Source organism: Rhizomicrobium electricum, from assembly GCF_011762045.1.
GTDB classification, from domain to species: Bacteria; Pseudomonadota; Alphaproteobacteria; order Micropepsales; family Micropepsaceae; genus Rhizomicrobium; species Rhizomicrobium electricum.
The window spans coordinates 281431-306225 of sequence record NZ_JAASQS010000003.1; the positions used below are offsets into that span (position 1 = coordinate 281431).

Sequence of the window (24795 nt, forward strand, 5' to 3'; positions counted from 1 at the left end):
TGGCGGCGCAGCCATTTGCTCGTTTCCCTCGAAGTCTTGCCTAAACCTGCCAGCACCCTTTCCGGACGCCATCCGGGCTCCTAAATTGGTGTCACAGATCCTCGCCGCCCATCCCGCGGATGCGGTGGTCATTGCCCCGGAGAACCACATGACTATCAAAGTGCTCGGCTACGCCGCCCATTCGCCGACCGACGCCCTGGTGCCCTATTCGTTCGAGCGCCGCGATCCGCGGCCCGACGACGTCACCATCGAAATTCTTTACTGCGGCGTCTGCCATTCCGACCTGCACACCGCGCGCAACGACTGGGGCGGCACGATCTATCCTGTCGTCCCAGGACACGAGATCATCGGCCGGGTGACGGCGGTGGGCCCGGCGGTAACGAAATTCAAGGTCGGCGATGCGGTCGGCGTCGGCTGTCTTGTCGATTCCTGTCGCGAATGCGATCCCTGCGAGCACGGCCACGAACAATACTGCGACGGCGCCGTCTTCACCTATTCCGCCGTCGATCCCAAGGACGGGCGCGTTACTCAGGGCGGCTATTCACAGCGCGTCGTGGTGACCGAGCGCTTCGTGCTGCGTATTCCCGAGGGACTGGACCTCAAGGGCGCCGCGCCGCTGCTCTGCGCCGGCATCACCACCTATTCGCCGCTGCGCCATTGGGGCGTGAAAAAGGGCTCGAAAGTCGCGGTCACGGGCCTCGGCGGTCTCGGACACATGGGATTGAAAATCGCCAAGGCCATGGGCGCCGAAGTCACGCTGTTCACCCGTTCGCCCGGAAAAGAAGCGGACGCGCGGCGGCTTGGCGCCGATCATATCGTCCTGTCGAACGATCCCGCGGCCATGAAGTCGGTGGCCGGAAAGTTCGACCTGATCGTCGACACGGTGCCGTATGTGCACGATCTCAACCCCTACATCCCGACGCTCGCCGTCAACGGCACGCTGGTGCTGGTCGGTTATCTCGGGCCGCTGGATGACGCGCTCAATACCGCGCCGCTGGTGTTCCGCCGCAAGGCGGTTGCGGGCTCGCTGATCGGCGGCTTGCCCGAAACGCAGGAGATGCTCGATTTCTGCGCCGAACACGGCCTCACCGCCGACGTCGAGATGATCCGCATGGACGAGATCAACGCGGCCTACGAACGGATGCTGAAGAGCGACGTCAAATACCGTTTCGTCATCGATATGGCCTCGCTCAAGGGCTGAGGCGAAAGGAAGATATATGCAAAAAAGAACTCTCGGAACCAACGGACCCAGCGTGTCGGCCATCGGCCTCGGCTGCATGGGCATGAGCTTTTCCTACGGCCCGCCGAAGGACAAGCAGGAGATGACGGCCGTACTGCGCCACGCCGTCGAGGCCGGTATCACCTTCTTCGATACGGCCGAGGTCTACGGGCCTTTCATCAATGAAGAACTCGTCGGCGACGCGCTGGCGCCGTTCCGCGGCCAGGTGACCATCGCGACCAAGTTCGGTTTCGATCTGTCGCCCGGCCGCGATCCGCGCACCTCGCCGGGCCTCGACAGCCGGCCGCAGCACATCCGCGAGGCGGTGGAAGGTTCGCTCAAACGTCTCAAGGTCGAAGCCATCGACCTGCTTTATCAGCACCGCGTCGACCCCGCGGTACCGATCGAAGACGTTGCGGGCGCGGTCAAAGAACTGATCGGCGAAGGCAAGGTGAAGTATTTCGGCTTGTCGGAAGCCGGGGCCAACACCATCCGCCGCGCCCATGCGGTGCAGAAGGTGACGGCGCTGCAAAGCGAATATTCGCTGTGGTGGAGAAGAATCGAGAACGACGTCCTGCCGACGCTCGAGGAACTCGGAATCGCGCTCGTCCCCTACAGCCCGCTCGGCCGCGGGTTCCTCACCGGGACCATCGATTCATCGACCAGCTTCGCGGCCGGCGATTTCCGGGGCGCCCTGCCCCGTTTCACGCCCGAGGCGATGAAGGCCAACCAAGCCGTGATCGACTTGATTGCCGCGATCGGTAAGCGGCATGGCGCTTCGCCGGCGCAAGTTGCTCTGGCTTGGGTATTGGCCCAGCGGCCGTGGATCGTGCCGATTCCGGGAACCACCAAGTCGGCGCGGATCGATGAAAACGTCGGCGCGGCGTCGTTGGCGCTCGCACCCGCCGAAATCGACGAAATCGGAGCCGCAGGCGCTGCGGTGGAAGGTCCGCGGTATCCGGAAATGCTGGAAGGGATGACCAATCTTTAGCGGCTGGCTTACCCAAATAAAAACGCCGCCGAACGCGAGTCCGGCGGCGTTTTCTTTTTGCTGCGCGGTCAGCCCAGTGCGGGACCGACACCTGCGAGGACGGCGGAAACCGCCAGCAATGCGAGCCCCGCGCCGAGGCGCACGACCGTCTTTTTGCTAGTGCCTTTCCATTCGCCGAGCAGGATGCCGAGAATCTGGCTGAAGAAGATCGACGCGCCCATCAGCACGGCCCAGCCGATGTAGGAGGTGGCGCCCATCTGCGGCTCGCCAGTCTTGAAGCAGATGAACTGCGAACACCAGATCAGGCCCGCAATTCCGGCAAAGATCAGGTTGGAGCCGACCGGCGCGCCCTTCTTGACGTAATCGCCGGCGGTCTTGTTCTTGACATTCAGATACAGGCACCACAGCGCGTTCACGACGAAGCCGCCGCCCAGCACCACCACGAGCACCGGCATGCCGGCCCACGTGGCGGAGGTGGCCGGCGCGGTCGCCAGCGCCAGCGCCTGGATATCCGGCCCACCCTGTAAGCCGAAGCTCATCGCCGAACTCATCAATCCCGAGAACAGAGCCACCATCAGGCCTTTCTTGAAATTGAATTCGGCAACGGATTTTTTCTTCTCTTCCTCGGAAAGCTCACCCTCTTTCGACATGCCGGCGAGACCGACAAAGACGATGCCGAGGATCGAGATCAGCGCCGACGCAAGCGCAACCTGTCCGGATGCCGTCGACACCATCGCACTTACGGCATCGCCGCCCTTAAGCAGCGGGGGGATCAGCGTGCCGGCGGCGGAGGTCAGCCCGGCCCCCATAGCAAGGCCGAGGCCGACGCCGAGATAGCGGATCATCAGACCCCAGGTGAGACCGCCAAGGCCCCAGGCCGCACCGCAGAGGAAGCAGTAGAGGATTTCGTTCTTCGGCGCGGCTCCCAGCACGGCGAGCATATTGGGCGAGGTCGTCAACGCCAGCGCCCAGGGAATTACCACCAGTCCCGCCAACGCATAGATCAGCCAATAGCTCTCCCACGCCCAATTGCGGACTTTCTTGAACGGCAGGTAGAAAACGGCCCCAGCCAGGCCGCCGATCGTAAAGATCAGGATACCCAGCGGCGCATTCGCAGCGGCATTCATGGAGGTCCCCCTTCCGTATGTGAGAGAACGGCCGCGAAGCGAACCCCGCGGCCGTTATTGTTATGCGCGCTTCGAGAGAACTTCGCGCTCGTAGGTCTTGACCTCGTCGAGCCAGGCGGTGCCGACCGGCACGCCCTTGGTCTCGCACCAGTAATCCCACACCGCGGCCCACGGCAGCGACTTGAGTTCCTCGTTCAGCGCCAGACGGCTGGTGAAGTCGCCTTCCAACTCGGCCTTGCGCAGCGTGGCGGAGGGTTCGAGGAAGCCCATCATCAGCGACTTCAGGATATTGCGCGTGCCGATCACCCAGGCCGCAACGCGGTTGATCGAGGCATCGAAGTAATCGAGGCCGATATGCACCTTGTCGAGCTTGCCGGAGCGCACCAGTTCGCGGCCGATCGATTGCAGCTCGTCATCGAGAACGACGACATGATCGGAGTCCCAGCGCACCGGGCGCGATACGTGCAGCACCAGGCCGGGGCAGAACATCAGGATCGAACTGATCTTGTCGGAGATCACTTCGGTGGGATGGAAATGGCCGGAGTCGAGCGTCAAATGCGTGCCGCGCGACACCGCATAGCCCATGTAGAACTCGTGGCTGCCGACGGTGTAGCTTTCGACGCCGATACCGAACAGCTTGGCTTCCACCGAATCCACGTTCAGCTTGGGATCGATCTTTGCGGCAAAAATCTTGTCGAGCGAATCCGCCATCCGCTCACGCGGGGACTGGCGGTCGGCCGGAATGTCCTTGAAGCCGTCGGGCATCCAGAAATTGGTGGCACACGTAGAACCGAGCTGCTTGCCGATCTCGGCGCCGATCTTGCGCGACTGGATGCCGTGCTGAATCCAGAAATCGCGAATGCCCTTGTCGGCATGGCTGAGGGTAAAGCCGTCGGCGGCCTTGGGATGCGAGAAATAGGTCGGATTGAAATCGAGCCCCATGCCGACCTTCTTGGCCCAATCGATCCAGCTCTGGAAATGCTTGGGCTCGATCTCGTCGCGGTCGACCTTCTTGCCGCCGTTGTCGAGATAGGAGGCATGCAGGTTGAAGCGATGCTTGCCGGGAATCAGGCTGACCGCCTTCTCCGCGTCGGCGCGCAACTCGGCCAGCGAGCGGGCCTTGCCGGGATAATTGCCGGTCGCCTGAATGCCGCCGGACAGCGCTGCGCCGACGGTCTCGAAGCCGCCGACATCGTCACCCTGCCAGCACTGGATCGAGATCGAGATCGCGTCGAGCTTTTTGAGGGCTTCGTCGGTGTTCACGCCCAGCGCCGCATAACGCTGCTTGGCGGCTTCGTAGGCGGATGTAATCCCAGCGTGCATAGTCGTTGCTCCCTTGTTGTTATCGGTTTGAACTGTGCCCCCATCCGTCACCATGGCGCGCCACGCTTCGGCATAGCGCGCGATATCGACGTCGAGCGGATCGACCTTTTTCATGTCGGACCCAGAGGGGATCGCGTCGTCGAACAAGCCCAGCGCGCCAAACGCCAGATTGTCCGCGGCATTCGAAAGATAAATGGCATCGGCGGGCCGCAGTGCAGCCAACGCCCGCGTGAACACCGGATCGGCGCCGAAGCGGCCTTCGATGATGATCCGCCCGCGTGCACCGATGAGGTCGAGCGAGGCATTGGCCATCAAAGCAAGATAAAGCGCGGCAACGGCACGACGCCCAAGCTTGTCCGCGGGACGCTTGATCCAGCGGCCGATATTCCGGGGGAATGGACCGACACCGGCCTCGAATGCAGGCAGCGCGCACACGCCGTCTTCGACCGCTTTGCGCGCAAGCCGCATCAGCTCGTCGGCGTTACCCGCGACATCGACGAAATCGCCGGCGCTGTCTTCCAAGAGTTCGGCCTCGCGTCCGCCCATGAAGCGGGACGACGGTACCGGATTGCCCCAGACGTCGACATTGAACAGGCAATCGCGATCCTCCGTGAGGATCGGACTATCCGCCGCGCTCGGCAGCGACCGCATGGCGATGAACCATGTGCCGGTGGAAAGCACGGTGCATTCGCGATTGCCGATTTCCGGATGCAGACGCGAGGCCAGCAGCGCGGCATTGGAGTCGTGCAAGCCGCACAGCACCTTGCAGTGACGGGACAGGCCCGTGCGCTCGCGCCATTCGTGCGACACGTGACCGAGCACGTCCGATGCCTTGCGCAAAGGCGCAAAGCGCTTGGCCCACCCTTGCGCCACCGCCATCGGCGACGGCTTGCCTGTGGTGGGCTGCCAGAGATCGGTGTGGCAGCCAAGGCTTGTCACCTCGATCGCCTTCTCGCCGCAGAGGCGCCACGCCCAGTATTGCGGCCACATCAGGATAGTGCCGCGTGCGAATTCCTTGGGAAACACCGACTGCAGCCAGAACAGCTGGGTGCCGAAATTGAGCCCCATCGGTAGGCATGGCGAACCGGTGAGCGCAAACGCGTCGCGGACTGCGCGATACTCTTGGCAGATGTCGTCCGGCGGAGTCGCTTCATAATCGAGCGGCGGAACGATCAGCCTATCGCCTTCAACGAGGCAGCCCGAGGCACCGTGACCGACCGGGACGATGGCCTCGATGTCGGCCGTCGCCGCAAACTCCTTGAGCACGCCGGCCAGCCATTCCTCGATGCCCTTGTAATCCAGAACCGGCAAACCGCTTTCGGTGATCCGAGCATTGGGGCGGGAGCGCTTCAGAAGCAGCCGGCGTTCGGGCGACCACAGTGTGGCCTTTGCCAGCGTCTTGCCGACATCGAGAACTACCACTGAGCCTTTCGCCACTCCGCCCTCCTCGCAGGGTCGAGATCGCCTCGCACCGGATTGCCGGAGCAGTCTCATGGCCGCCGCACTGTGCTCATGCCGCTTCCGCATCAAGGATGCAAAACGGAACCTGCTTGGCGCCCATAACTGACTTGGCGAGGGTCATCCCTGTTGATCGAATTTGCGCGAGTTTAAACGATCTTGAGCGGAAACAGAAGGCAGCATCCTCGCGCCGAATGACGCGCCTCTTTTACGCAAAAACGGCCGGTGCACGTCACGCACCGGCCGTTCTGCGGGAGAGGGAGGGAGCCTGGATAGCTCCCTCACTTTTGCATTAGTTCGTCTTGGCTTTGATGCCGATGAAGGTCACGCGACCCAGGGCATCATACGTCGCCGGGAACGAGTTGGCGTACGAAGCGGCGCTGCCCAGGATCGGCGGATCCTTCGAGAACAGGTTGTTGATGCCGCCGTAGACCTGGATGTTGTCGTTGACGTCATACGAGGCCGCGAGGTCGAAGTAGTACATCGCCGGCAGCTTCGGACGGACGTAGTTGACCGGCGACAGACCGGTCGCGCCGCGACGCAGCGGGACCAAGTACTTGTCGAGCATCACCGAGTCGATGAACCGCATCTTGAGGTTCAAGGTCAGCGGGCCGTCATTCCAGGTGACGTGCGTGGTGCTCTTCATGCGCGGGGTCGGTTCGTAATAGCAATAGGTGTTGCCATAGGCGCCGGCGCAGTTGCTCTTCACGTTCGGCTGGGTGATATCCGGCAGAGACACCAGTTCGAGCGTCCAGTTCCAAGCCGTACCGACATCAACTTTGCTCTTGCTGCCGAACAGGCCGTAATCGACATCAAAGCTGTACTGCGCATTGAGGTCGAAACCCTGAGTTTTCGAACCGGCGATATTGGCGTTCGCCGCATTGACATAACCTGTACCGCCGACCAGCGCACCGTTGACGCGATGAATCTGCTGGCAATACAGATTGTTGGGATCGGTCTGCGAGAAACACCGATCCAGAACGCCGCCAGCACCGCCAGCCAGAGCACCGATCATGTCTTTGACCTGGATGCTGTAGAAGTCGATGCTGGTCGCCAGACCCGGCAGCGCTTCCGGCTGGAACACTACGCCCAAGGTGATGGTATCGGCCGTTTCCGGCTTCAGGTTGGGATTGCCGCCCGATGCATAGCGGACCAGATCGGAATTGCCCTGAACCGCACTGGTGAAGACATTGGCGTCGGCAACGCCCTGCGCAACGCACAGAGCGCGAACTGCGGCCGTCTGGGTCGCAGACTTCGCACCGCAGGGATCGTTCAGTGTCGGTGAGGTGTTCGACGCCGAACCGCCCCACAGTTCGCCGACGTTCGGCGCGCGGGTAGCGCGCTGATACTGACCGCGGACGGTCACGTCGGGGATGATGCGCCAGTCGGCACCGAACGACCACGTCCAGATGCCCTTCGCCGCGTTCAGATTATAATCGGAATAACGGAACGCACTGTTGACGGAGAAGCTATCGATCAGCGGCAGATCCTTCAGCACCGGAACGCGCACTTCGCCGTAGATTTCGTGCGAAACCATCGCGCCGGAGGTGGGCAGCGCCGCATTCAGACCGGCAACGTCACCGGACGCGGTGTACATGTCCGGCGTATACCGCGCCATCGTGTAGCGCCACTCGCCGCCGAGTGCGAACTGCACCGGGCCGGCCGGGAGGTCGAATGCCGTGCCGGTGAAGCTCAGGTTGGCATCCTGCATTTCGGCGATCGTGCCGACGGTGGAGTTCACCGTGATCGCGTTTACGCAGGCCTGGGACAGCGCACCGAGGCCGAACAGATCGCAGAGCGGCGTCCCACCGTTCGTGGAAGCCAGAACATTCGCCTGAATCTTGCTCTTCGAAAGGCTGCCGCTCTGGTTGTCGGTCTCCTGGGTACGCGAATAGGTGTAATAGAAGTCGTAGGAGAGATCCTTCAGGAAGCTGTCGCTGACCGATCCGATCTCACCCTTGAAGCCGCCGGCGAAGCGCCACGCCACGCGGTTGGCGACCTGGCGGCGCATGCCGTTCTCGACATAGCGCTTGCCCGCCGTCAGCGCGACGCGACCATCGTTCGGAGCGTTGGTGTAGGTCGCCGTGCCGGCCGTTATGGTGGAGGTGCCGGTCTCATGCTGGTCGAGATAATCCATCACAGCCTGCAACGCCGGGCTGAAGGCCGGGTTGTGCGTGTTGAACAGCATCTGGCTGCCCATGCTCGACGGCGTGAGCTGCGCGGTGACCGTGTTGCTGGAGAAATGGAACTCGGCATACGCCTTGACGTACTTGTTGAAGTCGTAATGGCCGAAAGTGTTCAACATCCAACGCTGGTTCGGCACCTGCATATAGTTGGTGGCGATCAGATTGTAGACGTCGGTATTGGCATCGCGCAGGCGATAGGTGCCCGGCGTAGCCGCGCCCGTATTCGTAAAGATGAAGCCGTCACCCGTCATTTTGGTCAGGCCGGCAGTCGCATAAAGCGCCTGCAATGCCGGAGACGCATTGGCATAGGTGGTCATGCTCTTGATGTAGCCGTTCGGCGTATCGCCTGAACCACCGGTCGTGAAACCGTTGAGGCCGCCGGCAGCGACGCAATTTGCGCCGACGTTCGACGTCGTCGCGCCAGTTTGCGGGTCCGTATAGAACTGACGAGTGCCCGGCGCGTTGGTGCTGTAGGTTCCCGAAGTTACGCAAGAGTCGGTGTACTGAACATTGGTCCAGCCGCCGTGGTCGGGCTGGGTGAAGCCTTTGCGGCTCATATAGTTCAACGCCATGACCAAGTTGCCCTTGTCATGGTCGAAGTTGCCGCCCATCGTGACGTCGAAGTTGTAGGTCGGCGAAACCGTGAACTGGTCGAACATATACTGCGCGCCAGCCTGCACGCCTTCGAAGTCTTGCTTCATGACGAAGTTGACGACGCCCGAGATCGCGTCCGAGCCGTACACCGCCGAGTTACCGCCGGTGACCACTTCCGTGCGCTGGATCAGCGTAGCCGGGATCGTGTTGATGTCGGTGGTCAGGCGCGTGCCTTGAATGGCAAAACGGCGACCGTTGACCAGCACCAGGTTACGAACTTCGCCGAGACCGCGCAGGTTCAACCACGCCGCACCGCTGTCGCCGTTCGCCTGGACCGTATTACCGGTCGAACCGCCGTTGGTCGACGGCAGGAACTGCGGCGACTGCTGCAGCAAGTTTTCGACGTTCACCGTGCCGGAAAGCTGAATATCCTGCGCTCCGACCACCGTCACCGGGGTTGGCGCGTCATAGGCCGTCTGAACGGCAATACGCGAACCGGTGATGACCACCGTTTCCATCATTTCCTGCGCCGTTGCCGCGGTCGCAGTGAGCATCAAGCCCGCAATCGCCAATCCCGAGCTGCACAACAGGTGCGCACGGCGGCTTCTCAAAGAAGTACTGGACATTACTTTTATCCTCCCTCAGCACGTTTGCATCACGGGACGCGTTGTTTGCCCGGCCGGACGATTATTCTTTGACCAAGCAGCGCCATTCACGATCACGGCGTGCGACGATGTGATCGTCTTTGAGCGATGATAGCGGCGTTTTGATCGTAATTGATAGCGTTACCTGACAGGAGGAGAACTTTTTTGAGGCAGGTGTGCGCATGCCGCCACACTTTCCAGCCAGAACCATTCTAAAACCGTCAGATATTTAGCGGCATACCGAATACATTTGAGGCCGAAATGCAAATGCGGATTACTCGCTGCCTCGCAGCGCTCCCCAAGAGGTAATTCCGCCAGGAAATACCGGGCCAAGAGCCTCCTAACGACTCTCTGGCGAATGGGCCGCGGATACAGAAATTTCTCCCCGGATTCCGCACAGGGGGCGCCGACAACTAGATGGGCTCTCTGCAGGTGTGAGCGAAATTGCGATTGTTATTGATCGAATTTGCTCTATAATTGCCGATACAATAATAAATTGTGACACCTTTGAGCATGATCATTTCACGCTGCCAACACACTGCGGCTATTGCAGTACGCTCCTTGGCGGAAATTTGGTCACCTTCACTGTTACGCCGATGATGAATTGCGCCCCGCTGCTGTCCCGCCGCCTCGTGCTCACCACCGCCGTCGCCGGCAGTGCCCTCCCGGTGCGGTGCTTGGCCTCTCCTCCGGCGACCGGCTGGCGGCGGTGTGCCGAAATCGTCGCCGCGATCCATCCGCCCCAGATCCCCAGCCGCGACACTGGCGTCACGGACTTCGGTGCGGTCGGCGACGGCCAAACCGACTGCACTGCAGCCTTCCAGCGCGCCATCGATGCCAGTCACAACGCCGGAGGCGGCCGCGTGACGGTTCCGCCCGGCCACTGGCTCTGCGGTGCGCTTATATTGAAGAGCAACATCGATCTGCATCTGGCGAAGGGCGCCACGATCAGCTTCAGCACCGATCCGGCCAAGTACCTGCCGCCCGTTCTGACGCGCTGGGAAGGCGTCGAACTGATGAACTACGCGCCCCTGATCTACGCTTTCGGGCAGACGAATGTCGCCATTACCGGCGAAGGCGTTCTCGACGGCAACGCCGACAACACCCATTGGTGGCCGTGGTGCAGCGCGCCGAAGTTCGGCTGGACCGAGGGCCGGCCCAATCAGATTGCCGATCGCGCCAAACTTTTCGCCATGGGCGAAGCGAATATCCCCGTCGTCCAACGCGGGTTCGGCGCCGCCAGCACGCTGCGCCCGCCCTTCATCCAGTTCTACCGCTGCCGGAATGTCCTGATCGAGGGCGTTACCATCCGGCGGGCGCCGTTCTGGCAGATCCATCCGGTGCTATGCGCGAACGTCATCGTGCGTGGCGTGACGATGAGCAGTTACGGCCCCAACAACGACGGCTGCGATCCAGAATCCTGCGATCACGTGCTGATCGAGAACTGCACGTTCGATACCGGCGACGACTGCATCGCGATCAAATCGGGCCGCAATGCCGACGGCCGCCGCATCGGCGTACCGAGCCAGAACATCGTGATCCGCAACTGCCTGCTGAAGAACGGGCACGGCGGCATTACGATCGGAAGCGAAATCTCGGGCGGGGTGAAGCACGTTTACGTGGAAAACTGCCGGATGGAAGCGGCCGATCTCGGGTCCGCAATCCGGATCAAGAGCAACGCCGTGCGTGGCGGCACACTGGAACACATTCATGTGCGCGACGTTGCGATCGCCCGTGTCTCGCATGCCGTTCTCACCATCGATTTGAATTATGAGGAAGGTGCCAACGGTCCATTCCGGCCGGTGGTGCGCGATGTCACGCTCGAGCGCGTGACGAGCGGCGCCAGCCCGAACGGTATCGACCTGCAAGGACTGCCTGGGGCCGAGGTTTCCGACATCGTCCTGAAAGACTGCGATCTCAAAAACGTGACCGCAGGCAATATCGTACGAAACGTCCGCCGTCTGACGATGGACAACGTGATTATCAACGGCGCTCGCGTCACGCCCTGAAACGAGCGGGCGTCCATCGCCACTCCATGCTCAAGAAAATGTCCGGGAGCGAAGAAATGGCCACCGACACCACGATACCCCGGCGGGATTTCATCAAAGCAGGGCTCTACGGCGCGTCGGGGCTGGCTATCGCGCAAGGAGAACGCGCCGAGGCCGCAATTGCACCTCGCGACGGGCTTGCAGAAGGTTTCGCCCGGCCACCCGCAGCGGCCAAACCGCATACCCTGTGGCACTGGATGGACGGCAACGTCAGCAAAGCGGGCATCACCGCCGATCTCGAGGCGATGCAGTGCATCGGCCTGGGCGGCGCGATGATCTTCAGTATCGGCTATGATCTTCCGGCCGGCCCGGTGCGTTACGCCAGCCCGGAGTGGCGCGGCATGATCCGCCACGCGGCAGCAGAAGCCCAACGGCTGGGCCTCGAACTCGGCCTGCACAATTGCTCCGGCTGGTCGTCCACCGGCGGCCCCTGGATTACGCCAGACCTTGCCATGCAAACCGTGGTCTGGAACGAAACGCGCGTAAGCGGCGCGAAGCGGCTGGAGCAGGCGCTGTTGCAGCCAGCGGCCGGCAAATACGCCGCCTACTATCGCGATATTGCCGTCATCGCCGTGCCCACACCGAGAGCGGAGCGCGTGGCGCTGGAAGATGTGAAGGTCCAGATCTTCACCAGCCTGCCGGGCGACGCGCCACGACCGTTCGGCGGCCGGGCAACGGCACTGAAGATCGCCTTCCCGACGCCGAGCGGCACCCCACAATATATCACCTTGCGCTTTGATCGTCCGTACACGGCCCAAGCTCTGAGCCTTGCATCCGTTGCCGGACACGGCGCCGTCACCTGCACCGTCGAAGTTTCGGACAACGGCCGCGACTATCGTCCGGCGGCCCGTCTCGTTCTGCCGCGCCGGGGAATGCCGAACATCAATTTCCCCGAGGTCACGGCCCGCTATTTCCGGCTTGCGTTCACCGGCGAGGTTCTCGACAGCATTCCGTTCGAGGTCAGCGGTCTCGACCTTCTCAACGGCTATCGCCTGCCCGGTTGGGCCGCCAAGGCGGGCTTTGCTCTCGCCGATCGCTTTACGCCGGAATGGAACGCGCCCTGTCCGCCCGAACTTCGCTACAGACGGCAGGATATCGTCGACCTCTCCGCCCACATGGACGCGGACGGCACGCTTCGCTGGGACGTTCCCGCCGGCGAATGGACGATCTTGCGGTTCGGCTACGCCCCTACCGGCGCCATCAATGTCCACGCCGACGCCGGAGGCACCGGGCTGGAAGTGGACAAGATGAATCCCAAGGCCCTCGATGCGCATTTCGATGGCTTGCTTGACGCCGTCCTGAAAGAACTCGGACCGCTAACTGGCCAGAGCCTGTGTTCGATCATGGTCGACAGCTACGAGGTCGGTGCTCAGAACTGGACCGGCGGATTTCGATCCGAGTTCCGGCAGCGCCGCGGCTACGACATCATTCCGTTCCTGCCCGTACTGACGGGCCGTATCATCGATACGCCCGAGACGACCGAGCGTGTCCTGTGGGATCTGCGCCGCGTCATCGCGGATCTGTTTACCGAGCATTATTACGGCCGCTTCCGCGCCCGCTGCCACGAAAACGGTCTGACGTTTGCGGCCGAACCCTATATCGGACCGTTCAGCCCGATCGATGGCGGCCAGACTTGCGATCTTCCGATTGCGGAATTCTGGACCGGCAAGCTGTTTCCGGAGAACAAATCCGTCGGCCGCCGGGTCATATCAAGTGCTCACCTGAACAGCCAACCCGTCGTCGGCGCCGAGGCTTTCACCAGCCGGTACGACATCGACCGCTTCTCGCTCGACCCGGCCGCCTTGAAGGCCGATGGCGATGCCCAGTTCTGCGAAGGCATCACCCGCTTTATCGTCCATCGTTTCGCCCACCAGCCATGGCTCGATAAAGCCCCCGGCATGACGATGGGGCCTTACGGCCTGCACTTCGACCGTACGCAAACATGGTGGGAACCGGGCCGCGCCTGGATCGACTACCTGACGCGCAGCCAATATCTGCTGCAGGCCGGTAAGCCGGTCGCCGATGTGCTTTGTTTCGATGGTGAGGACTGCCAGGCCTTGTCGCGGTGGGGCGACGGCAATCTTCCGGCCCTTCCTTCCGGCTACGATTTCGATTTCGTCAACACGACACACCTGATGACCGCCAAGGTCGAGAATGGCGAGATCATCCTTGCCAACGGTGTGCACTATCGCGTGCTGGCATTGCCAGACGCGCGGTACGTCACCCGCGCGGTGGCACAAAAAATCGCCGAACTCGTCAAAGCCGGAGCAACTGTTTCCGGACCGCCGCCGCTGCGTTCGCCGAGTTATTCCGATGACGCCGGAGCCGACGAAGAGATCGCCCGGATCGTTGCCGACATTTGGGGCGCCTGCGACGGCAAGACGGTGACGCAAAACCGCTATGGCAAAGGCACGGTGTACTGGGGTCTTGCGCTGAGTGGCGTGCTGTCGGCGACCGGCGTCGTTCCGGATTTTGCAGCGGAAGGCACTGCCGAGGTTCTATTCAAGCATCGCAGCCTACCGGATGCGGAAATCTACTTCGTCTCCAATCAGAGCCAGCAAAGCATATCCGCCACCTGCCGGTTCCGCGTTCATCGCAAAGCGCCAGAAATCTGGAACCCCGAGACGGGGCATTCGGAACCTGCCGCCTTGTACCGGCAAACCGAACACGGGACCGAGCTGCCGCTGACGCTCGATCCCTCCGGTTCGTTGTTTGTGATCTTCCGCCGCAACGGCCGTGACGATCATGCCCTCGCGATCAGCGGCGATTTTGCGTCCGGTCACCTCATGTGGACCGCAAAGCAATTCGTTCTGGAGGCCTCGCAGCCGGGCCGCTATGCGATCACCACCGCAAAAGGCCGGACACTGCAGGCCGCCGTGGCCGCGCCTCCTCCGCCGCTCGACATCAGTAATGGCTGGAGAGTCGCGTTTCCGACCGGCACCGGCGCACCGAAGGAGCTGGTTCTCGACCGATTGGCGTCGCTGTCGCACCATCCCGAAGCGGGCGTGCGCTATTTCTCCGGCACAGCCACCTACACCAAAACGATCGACGTTCCGGCCGCTATGCTGCGCGTCTCGCATGAGATCTATCTCGACCTTGGCGCGGTGAAAAATCTCGTTCGTGTGCGGATCAATGGCGTGGATCTCGGCATATTGTGGAAGCCGCCGTTCCGTTGCGCCGTCAAGGCCGCTCTGCGGCCGGGCAAAAACCGGATCGTGCTGGAAGTTACCAATATGTGGGGCAACCGGCTGATCGGCGACGAACAACTGCCGGACGATTGTGCCTGGGTGTCCGTGCCGGACCGCGGCGCCCGCATCAAGGAATGGCCGCGATGGCTGCTCGACAATACCGCGCGGCCCAGTTCGCGCATCGGGTTCATCGTTTGGAAGTTTTACGGCAAGGACGACGCCCTGCCGGAGTCGGGACTGATCGGCCCGGTCCGTCTGGAAACAACGCAAGAAGTCCTGCTGCACCCTTAAAAACCGCAAACGGCGACACCGCCGCTCACGAGGAATACTATGCTTGGACGGAATGAATTGTGTAGCGCAGCGGTCTTGTCGCTGCTGCTCGGCGGATTGACGGCGGCCCCGGCCGCCGCGCAAGCGACGGTGACATTTGCGGATCGCGTCTGCAATGTGCGCGACTATGGCGCCACCGGCGCGCGTCTTATCCCCGAGACCGCGGCATTCCAGAAAGCCATCGACGACTGCGCCGCGAAAGGCGGCGGCACGGTCGAGATTCCGCGCGGCTGGTGGTACGTCGGGCCTCTGACGCTGAAAAGCAATATCCGGCTCGATGTCGCCAAATATGCCGTCGTGCAGTTCGCCACCGATCCGGCGCTCTATGGCACCACCCGGCACCCGGTGTCGCCGGAAGGCAAGAACGCCGACCGCGCCCTCATCAACATCGCCGATGCCACCAATGTGGCAATCACCGGCGAAGGCACTCTCGATGGACAAGGCTACGTCTGGTGGGAGTGGATGCGCGAATACTGGCGCGACTCGGAGGCCGCGAAGTCCGGCGAAGCCAATCAGCGTCAGAAAGTGACCCGGCCGCGGCTTCTGCTTGCCAACAACGTGAAGAACCTTCTTCTCGAGGGCGTCACCTTCGCCAATGCGCCGTCGTTCCACGTGGTGTTGAACCACTCGGAGGACATCACGGTGCGCAATACCTCCATCCTGGCACCGGCCTCCTCGCCCAATACCGATGCGATCGATCCCGGCAACAGCCGGAATGTCCTGATCGAAGGCAACACCATCAGCTGCGGCGACGACATCGTCGCGATCAAGGGCTCGGGCGTGGAACCCGGCCATCCCGATGCCGCCGTGTCTAATATCGTGATCCGCAACAACAAGATTTTCGGCGGTCACGGCATCTCGATCGGCAGCGGCACCTCCGGCGGCGTCAAGCACGTGCTGATCGAGAACAACACGTTTGAAGGCTCCTTCCACGGACTGCGCATCAAGACGCGGCGCGGTTACGGTGGGGAAGTGTCGGATATCGTCTTCCGCAACAACACGATGAAGGACGTCGAGAACGTCCTGACCATTTCCGCATATTTCCAGTATGCGCCGCTCGATCTCAGCGCCGCCAAGACCTCCAAGGGCGGCATGCTGATCGTCGACCTGTTCTATCCGCCGGAAAACGAACCCGCGCAGCCCTATGTCGAAAACCAGACGCCCGACATCCACGACATCACCATCGACGGCCTCACCGCGACAGGTGCCGAACGGGCGGGCATCGTGATCGGCCTTCCGGAGAAAGAGATCCGCGCGATGACGATGCGCAACGTGCGGATCGAGGCCAAGACCGGCCTGATCGTGCGCAACGCGGCCATACGGGCCGAGACGACAACGATTTCCACCACCAACGGCGATCCCGTTCAGCGCCAGCGCCATGGGCGCTTCCAAACCGGAAAATGAGGCCGCTGGTGCGGGATAATTGATTGATCCTGATGCAACCAGACATCGATACCCTCGGGAGGCAGTCACCGGAACCGGCAGCCACCTGCCTCCAATCAGGCTTGCGCCCGAGGTTTCCGGTCTACCCAAGCGCGATCGCCCGACTTTGTCGCATGGCCGAGCCCTCTATTCCTTTTTGACCGGTTTTGTGCGATTATGATCGAAATCGTCTCTGGCGGCGCGCGCTCGGATCGCGAGCAATCACTACCGGAAGGCGAGGAGAATAAGCCAGCCGTGGCAACACACGCCCGAACCAACCGACAAGGTTCTGATCTTATGGATAGTTTGCGTACCGAGCATTCGTGGTTCGTCGCGGAGATGATTCGCGTCACAACGGATATGTGGCGAAAGGGATGGGATGAGCGTAACGGCGGAAACGTTTCGCTGCGGCTCACCAAGGACGATATCGCGTCCTATCTTCCGGTCTGGAACCAGCCGCGCGTTCGCAAGCTGACGGAGCCGGTCCAAGGCCTCGACGGCGAATGCTTCCTGGTCACCGGCACCGGCGCCTATTTCCGCAATGTCGAGCGCGAACCCGAGCAGAATCTCGGTGTCATCCGCGTGCTCGCCGGCGGCGAAGCGATCGAAATCCTGTGGGGCTTCGGCACCGACGGCGGCCCCACCTCAGAACTGCCGGCGCATCTCAAGTCGCACTACGCCAGCCAGTCCCGCGAAGGGGCGCCCAAGCGCGTCATCATGCACTGCCACGCCACCAACCTGGTGTCGCTTTCCTATGTGCTCGAACTGACGACGTCGAACCTCACCCGCGCGCTGTGGGAAGGCTCGACCGAATGCCTGGTCGTTTTCCCCGACGGCATCGGCACCCTCGAATGGATGGTGCCCGGCACCGACAGCATCGGCGACGCCACCGCCGCCCTGCTCGCCCAGCACCCGCTCGCGCTGTGGCCTTTCCACGGCGTGTTCGCGTCGGGGACGACGCTCAACGAGGCCTTCGGCTTGATCGATACGGTGGAGAAAGCGTCCGAATTGCTGGTCAAAACCATCTCGATGGGCGGTCCGCGCCAGACCATCTCGACGCAAAACCTGATCGATCTGGCCCGTCACTTCGGCGTCAAACCGCTGCCGTCGGCTCTTGCCCTGAATGGCTGGCGGCTGGCGCCCCATCCGGCGGAAAAGCCGCGTAAGGAAGCGGCGCTGTTCGGCACGGCAGGTCGTTGATCGGCTGCTCCAGGGCCGAAAACGCTGTGCGATTATATCGCATGGGATCATTACGGCTGGGCCCATGCATGTCACCGTCATACCGGAGATTTCCCTGTCCATCGGTGGCAGAGCTTCAGGGGACCGGCCAACAGTCGTCTTTGCGTCGTACTGCGGGTATCCTCCGCTGAGATCAATTTGACGTGGTCCCGTCCGGCCCGTGATCATGTATATTGTGGGTGAATTTGACCGGTTTATGAGTCGGATATGCATTCAGCCGAGCGCGACAGGATCATTCTGAACCTCCTCGAAGAGCAGAGGTTCGTTTCATTTCGCGAACTATCCCAGAAGCTCTCCGCCTCTGCAGCAACGCTTCGGCGCGATCTCGAACGCTTGCAGGATGCGGGCAAACTCAAGCGCGTACGCGGTGGAGCCCAGGTCGGTGAGGACGCCGAGCTTGCCGGCTTCCATCTGCAAGGCGTGCCGTTCCACGAAAACGTCGGACGCAATCGCGCCGCCAAGGAGGCGATCGGCAAAGCCGCCGCCGCCCTGTGCAAGCCGGGCGAAGCGGTCATCATCGACGGCGGTTCGACCACACTGCAAATGTGTCCGCATCTCGAACCGCTCCGGCTCCAGGTGCTGACCAATTCGCTGCATATCGTCAGCGCGCTCCTGCAGCAGCCCAACACCGGCGTGTCGATTCCGGGCGGCGTTGTCTTCCGCGAACAGAACATCGTGCTCGATCCGTTCGTGGACGCTACCACCCGCACCTTCCACGCCAGCCGCATGTTTCTCGGCTCGGCCGCCGTCACCCGCTACGGCCTGATGCAGAGCGACATCATCCTGGTGCAGGCCGAACGCAAGCTGCTCAATCTCGCCGACGAGCTGATCGCTCTGGTGGACTCCTCGAAGTTTGCCGCCAGCGCCGCGCATCAGCTGTGCGATCTCTCGCGTGTCCACACGCTCATCACCGACGACGGCATCGATACGGCCTCGGCCAAGATGATCGAAGAACACGGCGTATCGCTGATTACGGTTTCGCCCTGAGTTTTCGCGCGATAACGATTGCATTTGATTGTTTGTGACGGCACTCTTCTTTCCGTGAGAGCGCGTAAAACGCGTCATTTCGAGGGAGAGTGCCATGGGCCTTGTCGTTGTCGAAAATACACGCCCTGATTGGGGCTTGGTAGGAAGACGGCAGCTCCTCTACGGCGCGAGCTTGGCGGTCCTGCCCTTCTCGGCGGCCAGCGCCAATGCACCCGATGCATTCGATATCCGCAAATTCGGCGCCAAGGGCGACGGCAACACCCTCGATACGTCTGCAATCCAGAAAGCGATCGATACGGCGGCCAAAGCGGGTGGCGGCACGGTTTTCTTCCCGAAAGGGCGCTTCCTGTCGTTCTCGCTCCACCTCAAGAGCCACGTGACGCTCTATTTCGGGTCCGGCGCGGTGCTGGTGGCGGCCGATCCCAAGAAGCATCCCGGCAAATACGATCCCGCCGAACCGAACAAGTTCGAGAACTATCAGGACTACGGCCACTCCTATTTCCACAATAGCCTGATCTGGGGCGAGAACATCGAGGATGTGGCGATCCTCGGCCCCGGCTGGATCGACGGCGAAGGCCTTACCAATGTCAGCCCGAATGCGCCGTGGAGCGTCGGCATCGGCCGCGACGACCTGCCCCAGACCGACATGCTGAAGGCGCGTATCGCCGACCACGCTGAATCCGTGAAGAAGATGGCGGGCCTGGGCAACAAGGCGATCGCGCTCAAGAACTGCCGCAACATCACGCTGCGCGACATCACCATCTATCGCGGCGGCCATTTCGGCATCCTGGCGACCGGCGTCGACAACCTTACCATCGACAATCTCAAGATCGACACCAACCGCGACGGCATCGACATCGATGTGGTGCGCAACTGCCGGATCTCAAACTGCTCGGTCAACTCGCCGACCGACGACGCGATCGTGCTGAAAAGCTCATATGCCTTGGGCGAAGTGCGACCGACCGAAAACGTCACTATCACCAACTGCTTCGTCTCGGGGTATGCAGTCGGTTCGATGCTGGACGCGACCTACAAACGCGAGCAGCTCAAGAACATCCTTCCGCACCTTACGAGCGGCCGCATTAAACTCGGCACGGAATCGACCGGCGGCTACCGCAACGTTGCCGTCTCCAACTGCGTGTTCGACTGCTGCAACGGCCTCGCCATCGAAAGCGTCGACGGCGCCGTGCTGGAAGACGTGGTGTGCAACAATCTGGTGATGCGCGACTGCACCGCGGCACCGATTTTCCTCCGCCTCGGCGACCGCCGGCGCGCGCCCAAAGGCGCTCCGATGGCCGTGCTGCGGCGCGTTTCCGTCAGCGACGTCGATTGCCACTATCTCGACAAGCGCTACTGCTCGATCGTCTCCGGCGTTCCGGGCGGGCTGATCGAGGACGTATCCTTCGCCGGCATCCGCCAGATCCATCCCGGTGGCGGCAGCGCTGCCGACGCAGCCATCAAGCCGCCCGAGAACGAAGGCGCCTATCCCGATCCCGACATGTTCGGCCCGATGCCGGCGTGGGGCTTCTATCTGCGCCATGTCCGCGGCGTGACCATGACCGACATCGATATGCGGTGTCTGACGCCGGATGCGCGTCCGGCCGTGGTCACCGACGACGTTCAAGGCCTTCGTGCGCATGGCGTGTTTGCATCCGCCGCACCGGGAGCCCCGATGGCGCCGGTCACGCTGTAGCGGCGAGCCGGTTCTGATAAACGCAAAGCGCCGCATAGGCAGTTGCCAACAGCGGCGTCTTTACGCCGGCCTTCGCGGCACGGGCCAGCAGATCGCCGATGATCTGGTCGGCTTCGATGGGATTGCCCTGCACGAGATCGCGATACATCGAAGCCGCCAGCGCCGAATTCTTGGCCAGCAGAATCGTTTTGAGTGCGGCAACGAAGTCATGACCGGGAACGTGGCCAAGCGCGGAAACGGCAGCAACCACTTCGTCGAGAAATGCCTGTACGAACTCCCGTCCCCCAATCGCAGCCTCGATTTCGCCGACGGCGCCGCGCATCAGGCAGGTGACGCCGCCGAGAGTGGCCATCATCACCCATTTTTCCCACATTTCGGACTCGATCCGCGACGACAGCCGCGCATCGAAGCCGACGCCGACCATCTCCGCGTCCAGCGCGCGTATCCGCGCCGTGTCGTTGCCGTCACGTTCGCCGTAGACAAAATCGTGAAAGCCGGACAGTTGTTTGATGGCTCCCGAGGGATCGAGGGCTGCCGCGATCTTGCACAATCCCCCAACCAGAGCTCCGGCACCGAAGCGGGCAGCGAGGACGTCCATGTGGCGCATACCGTTGAGCGCCGGAACGATCACCGTGTCGGGGCCGACCGCCGGGGCAAAGTCCTCGATCGCCGCCGCCAGCGAATAGGCCTTGACGGTTATCACCACGGCGTCGAACGGCGCCGCGATAGTCCCGGCGGTCACCAGTTTTGGCGTGAGGGTTGCGTCGCCATGCGGACTGATGATCCGGAGACCATCTGCCGCCAATTGCTTGGCGCGCGCCGAGCGCACCAGAAACGTCACGTCGCGGCCGGCCGCCGCCAAGCGTCCGCCGAAATACCCGCCGGTCGCTCCGGCTCCAACCACCAGCAATCGCATGGGTCTAGCTCCTCGCTGGCTCCAGCCATAGTATGCCGGAGCCAGCAAGGGAAGATCATTTCCGGGTCAGCTTTAATACCCGCACCGGCCCCAGCAGGCCCGACGGCTTCAACGGTGCATCGGCGCGATAGGTCGGGATGATGGTGAAAGTGTACTTCTGTTTTGCATCCGGCTGGGCGTCGCCGATCAGGCGGTTGACCCAAAGATTGGCTACCTTCACTTCCAGCACGTTCTTGCCCGGCTTCAGCGCTTTGGTGATGTCGAGCTTGTAGGGCGTCGTCCACACCGTGCCGAGCGGCTTGCCGTTGAGCCGCACCTCCGCAAGTTCCTTCACGGCGCCGAGATCGAGCACATACGCACCAGCCCCCTTCGCCGGCATAGCGAATGTCTTGGTATAGGTGGCGATGCCCGAGAAGTATTTCACACCGGCATCGCTGTTCTCGTTCCACGGCGCGAGGTTCGGCAGCGTGACGGATGCCGGTGCACCTCGGTTCGACTGGAATGCGATGGTCCAGGCGCCGGTGATGGTGGTTACCGGCGTTTCGACCGGCGCTTTTACCGTGTGCGATGGCGCTTTCGCGGTCCCGCGGAACACCACGAAGGCCGAACCGTTGGCCGGCAAACTCAATGGCACCGCCGTACGGCCATTGCCGATCTTGTATGAGGCGGGCGACGTCTTGCCCGTCGTCGCATCCCAAATCTCCGGTCGCTTGCCGTCGACGCGGAACGTAGCGGTGACATCGACCGGCTTATCTTCGCGATTGGAGACGAAATAGACCTCGCCATCCGCGAGCTTGCGATGGATGTAGAGAAGTTTGACGTCCTTCCGGTCCCAGGCGAAATCCGGCGCCACACCGATCGCGCCGAACGCCTCTTCCAGCGAGCCGGATGGGAATACCCTACCCTTGCCGAGCGCGTGCGCAGCGCCGTCCTTCCCGAACACCGCATCGCATTCGGCCTGGAACGCGGCCGGATCGTCGGCGAGGCTCGGACTTTCGCTGGGACGCTTGCCCACCACTACGGCCCCAGCTTCGGCCAGCGCGCGGACCTTCCTTAGCGCGGTCAAGGTCATCTTGTCCGACGAGCCGCCGAGGTAAAGAACGCGATAGCGCATGCCGGTTTCGGTCGCGAGTTGGCCGCCGTCGACCGACAAGCGGTTGAGCAGGACATCCTCGTTGGCGAAGTCGAACGCGTACCCGGCGGGAACACCTTCGACGCGCTTATTGCCCCAAAGGGACACGATCGGCGCCTCCTGGCCGTAGAAATAGACGATATCGCCGACATACTTGCCCTGCTGCAGGAGATACGAAGCGCGGGCGAGATAATCGAGCCACGGCTTGGCCATCTCGGCCCAGGTCTCATGCCGGTTGAAGAACTGACCGAATGGCCCGAGCGACAAACCCGGCGCCTTGTCGATCGGCTGGTGCACCGACGTGTGAATGCCGAGCTTGTTGCCGCCGAGCGCGAAGATCAGATCGATCCATTTCTTGGTGTCGCGTGGCGCCCAGTACCACGGCTGCAGATCGCTGGTCAGCGACTCCATATTGACGATATTGGCGCCATAGATGTGCGCTGCCGATGCCGCCCCTTCGATATCGGCCTCATACGCCAGCATCGCCGGGAACTTGTCGCTGTTGTAAGTCCACATCGCGGCACCGACGGAGTCGTACCAGTGGCGCATATCCATGTCGTCGCCGAAGGTCGGACGATGATTTTCCAACGCCTGACCGCCGCACTTCAGACCCTTCTCGTGCACGACCTTGCAGAATTCCTCGTATTCCGCCTTGGCCAGCAACCCATCCACCGTGCGACGCCAATCGTAGAGAAACTTGTCGCTGGCATCGGGGGAATTCACCATCACACCGGTGAGCGCCGGCAGATACGGTGTCGGGTCGTAGCCCCGCACGACCTTGAATTCGGCGACGATGCTTTCGGTCCAGTTCTGCTCGCTGATTTCGGTCGAGCCGAGGCCGATGGAGGTGAGCCCCTTCTTTCCCATCAAATCCGGACCGGTCACGGTGCGATAGAAGTCGATGTAGTTCTCGGCATAGGCGCGCATATGGGCCGGATTGAGCTTGTCGGCCTCGAGCCCGGTCGCTTCGGGCGGCGCCGGATGGTTCTCCTTGCCGACCGGCGAATAGCCGAGGCGCAACACCACCCATTTGCCGGCGGGCGGAGTCCAATCAAGCGTGCCGTCGGATTTCATCTTGCCGGTAAGATCGACCACGCTCGCGGGATCGACGGCGGTGCCGGGTGCAATTTCCCGTGTGCCGGCGATGGCATAAAAATCGCGCGGCGGCGCGGCGAACATCGCCTTCTTTTCGAACTCGTGCACCGTAGCGGCGGCGCGGAACGCCACTTCGCGAATGTCATAGGCGCGCTTCGGCGCCGGCTTCGAATTGTTGGTGATAAGGCCGGGCGCGGCATCTTCCTTGGGCCGGAAACTGACCGGGATCGGCGGATTGGCTTTCAGCACCAGACGGAAATAACGCGCGGTAACAGGCGGGAAACCGATGGTCTGCTCGCCCATCTGCATGCGCTGAAGCTGCGCCACCTGCGGAAAATCGGCGACGTGCCGCCAAGCCTCGCCATCATCGGAGGCTTCCACCACGAGCTTATAGCCCAACGCCTGCGGCACGATCATGCCGAGAGTGACGCCCTGAATGGTAGCGGGCTTCTTGTATTTCACCGATACGTACACATCGGCATCATCGGTTGTTGGCGTCAGTACAAAGCCTTTCGACAGATCGCCGTCAATTAACTGCGCGGACTCGATCTTACCGGACGAGGTTTCGGCTGCGGCGATCTTCGGCTCCTCGGCGGTGGCCCGATAAGCCAGCACGACCGCGTCACGATAGAAATGCAGGTTGGCGGTCTTCGGCGTCGGCGGATGATCGCCGAACCACGGCGCATTCTGGATCGGACCGATCACGTCCGGCGGCTGGGGCAATACGCCGTGAAACACCTTACCGCCTTCGACCGGCGTGGCGCTCCACACCAGCTTTTTCATCGACTGCTCCGGCGTGACCCACGGCCCGCCCGTCATGCTCCATCCCGGCGCGGCACCGGTGCCGACGCTGATGCCGAGCTTGGCTGCTTCGCCTATCGCGTAGCGGAACGCATCCTTCCATTCGGGCGTCAGATATTCGAGACGCTTCTCGACCACCGTCGGCGTGTCGATGGCGGCGCTGCCGAGGCCGACCGAGGAGATGCCGACGCGATGCATCCATTGAAGATCCTTGTCGATCCCGTCCTTGGTGACGTTGCCGTTCATCCACGGCCAGCCGACGCCCGGACGCGCCGACGAAGGCGGCGCGCGGAAGCCGTTCAACAATGCATCGGAACCGGCAGACGCCGGCAACACCACCGCGGCGGAAGCCAGCAGCAGCGACACGAAACACTTCCCGAATTTCATGATGTGCTCTCTTCT

12 protein-coding genes and 2 pseudogenes are annotated in these 24795 nt (G+C 62.2%); 8 read left to right on the top strand and 6 right to left on the bottom strand.

Features of this window, described 5'->3' with window-relative positions; genetic code table 11:
• Nucleotides 1-148: 148 nt before the first annotated feature.
• Entirely contained in the window at nt 149-1201 is a 1053-nt protein-coding gene (locus FHS84_RS06940) for an NAD(P)-dependent alcohol dehydrogenase (RefSeq protein ID WP_166932293.1), read from the top strand.
• A gap of 16 nt (nt 1202-1217) precedes the next feature.
• Nucleotides 1218-2210, top strand: coding sequence for an aldo/keto reductase (locus FHS84_RS06945; protein ID WP_166932295.1), 993 nt, complete (start codon nt 1218-1220; stop codon nt 2208-2210).
• Nucleotides 2211-2278: 68 nt separating this feature from the next.
• Here the strand turns inward: FHS84_RS06945 and FHS84_RS06950 are convergent, their stop codons facing one another.
• The 4 genes and pseudogenes from FHS84_RS06950 to FHS84_RS06965 all read right to left on the bottom strand — a co-directional run bounded on the left by FHS84_RS06950 (nt 2279) and on the right by FHS84_RS06965 (nt 9524).
• Nucleotides 2279-3337, bottom strand: coding sequence for an L-rhamnose/proton symporter RhaT (locus FHS84_RS06950; RefSeq protein WP_166932297.1), 1059 nt, complete (start codon nt 3335-3337; stop codon nt 2279-2281).
• Nucleotides 3338-3397: 60 nt separating this feature from the next.
• Nucleotides 3398-4660 carry an L-rhamnose isomerase gene (locus tag FHS84_RS23050; RefSeq protein ID WP_166932801.1) on the bottom strand — a complete coding sequence of 421 codons (1263 nt, stop codon included), beginning with the start codon at nt 4658-4660 and terminating at the stop codon, nt 3398-3400.
• A 150-nt stretch (nt 4661-4810) separates the two neighbouring features.
• A pseudogene (locus FHS84_RS23055) lies at nt 4811-6187 on the bottom strand (FGGY-family carbohydrate kinase); the annotation flags it as partial.
• A 223-nt stretch (nt 6188-6410) separates the two neighbouring features.
• Complete coding sequence (locus FHS84_RS06965) at nt 6411-9524, bottom strand: TonB-dependent receptor domain-containing protein (RefSeq protein WP_166932299.1); 3114 nt, start codon at nt 9522-9524, stop codon at nt 6411-6413.
• Between the two features lie 614 nt (nt 9525-10138).
• On the opposite strand from FHS84_RS06965, the gene FHS84_RS06970 reads away from it, so the two are divergent.
• The 6 genes and pseudogenes from FHS84_RS06970 (at nt 10139) to FHS84_RS06995 (ending at nt 20449) form a co-directional block, all read left to right on the top strand.
• Nucleotides 10139-11551, top strand: a complete 1413-nt coding sequence (locus FHS84_RS06970) for a glycoside hydrolase family 28 protein (protein ID WP_243850780.1) — start codon at nt 10139-10141, stop codon at nt 11549-11551.
• Between the two features lie 56 nt (nt 11552-11607).
• On the top strand, nt 11608-15069 hold the full coding sequence (locus tag FHS84_RS06975; RefSeq protein WP_166932301.1) for a glycosyl hydrolase: 3462 nt from the start codon (nt 11608-11610) through the stop codon (nt 15067-15069).
• Nucleotides 15070-15108: 39 nt separating this feature from the next.
• A complete protein-coding gene (locus tag FHS84_RS06980; RefSeq protein ID WP_166932303.1) occupies nt 15109-16512 on the top strand; it encodes a glycoside hydrolase family 28 protein in 1404 nt (467 codons plus the stop codon).
• Nucleotides 16513-16827: 315 nt separating this feature from the next.
• Nucleotides 16828-17652: pseudogene (gene rhaD, locus FHS84_RS06985) on the top strand (rhamnulose-1-phosphate aldolase); the annotation flags it as partial.
• A gap of 324 nt (nt 17653-17976) precedes the next feature.
• Nucleotides 17977-18756, top strand: coding sequence for a DeoR/GlpR family DNA-binding transcription regulator (locus FHS84_RS06990; protein ID WP_166932307.1), 780 nt, complete (start codon nt 17977-17979; stop codon nt 18754-18756).
• Nucleotides 18757-18850: 94 nt separating this feature from the next.
• The gene (locus tag FHS84_RS06995) at nt 18851-20449 is read left to right on the top strand and encodes a rhamnogalacturonidase (protein WP_166932309.1); all 1599 of its coding nucleotides are present in this window, start codon (nt 18851-18853) and stop codon (nt 20447-20449) included.
• Here FHS84_RS06995 and panE read toward each other — a convergent pair.
• Nucleotides 20439-21365, bottom strand: a complete 927-nt coding sequence (panE, locus tag FHS84_RS07000) for a 2-dehydropantoate 2-reductase (protein ID WP_166932311.1) — start codon at nt 21363-21365, stop codon at nt 20439-20441. The genes FHS84_RS06995 and panE overlap by 11 nt on opposite strands.
• Before the next feature lie 55 nt (nt 21366-21420).
• Nucleotides 21421-24780 carry a glycosyl hydrolase gene (locus FHS84_RS07005; RefSeq protein WP_166932313.1) on the bottom strand — a complete coding sequence of 1120 codons (3360 nt, stop codon included), beginning with the start codon at nt 24778-24780 and terminating at the stop codon, nt 21421-21423.
• Nucleotides 24781-24795 lie beyond the last annotated feature (15 nt).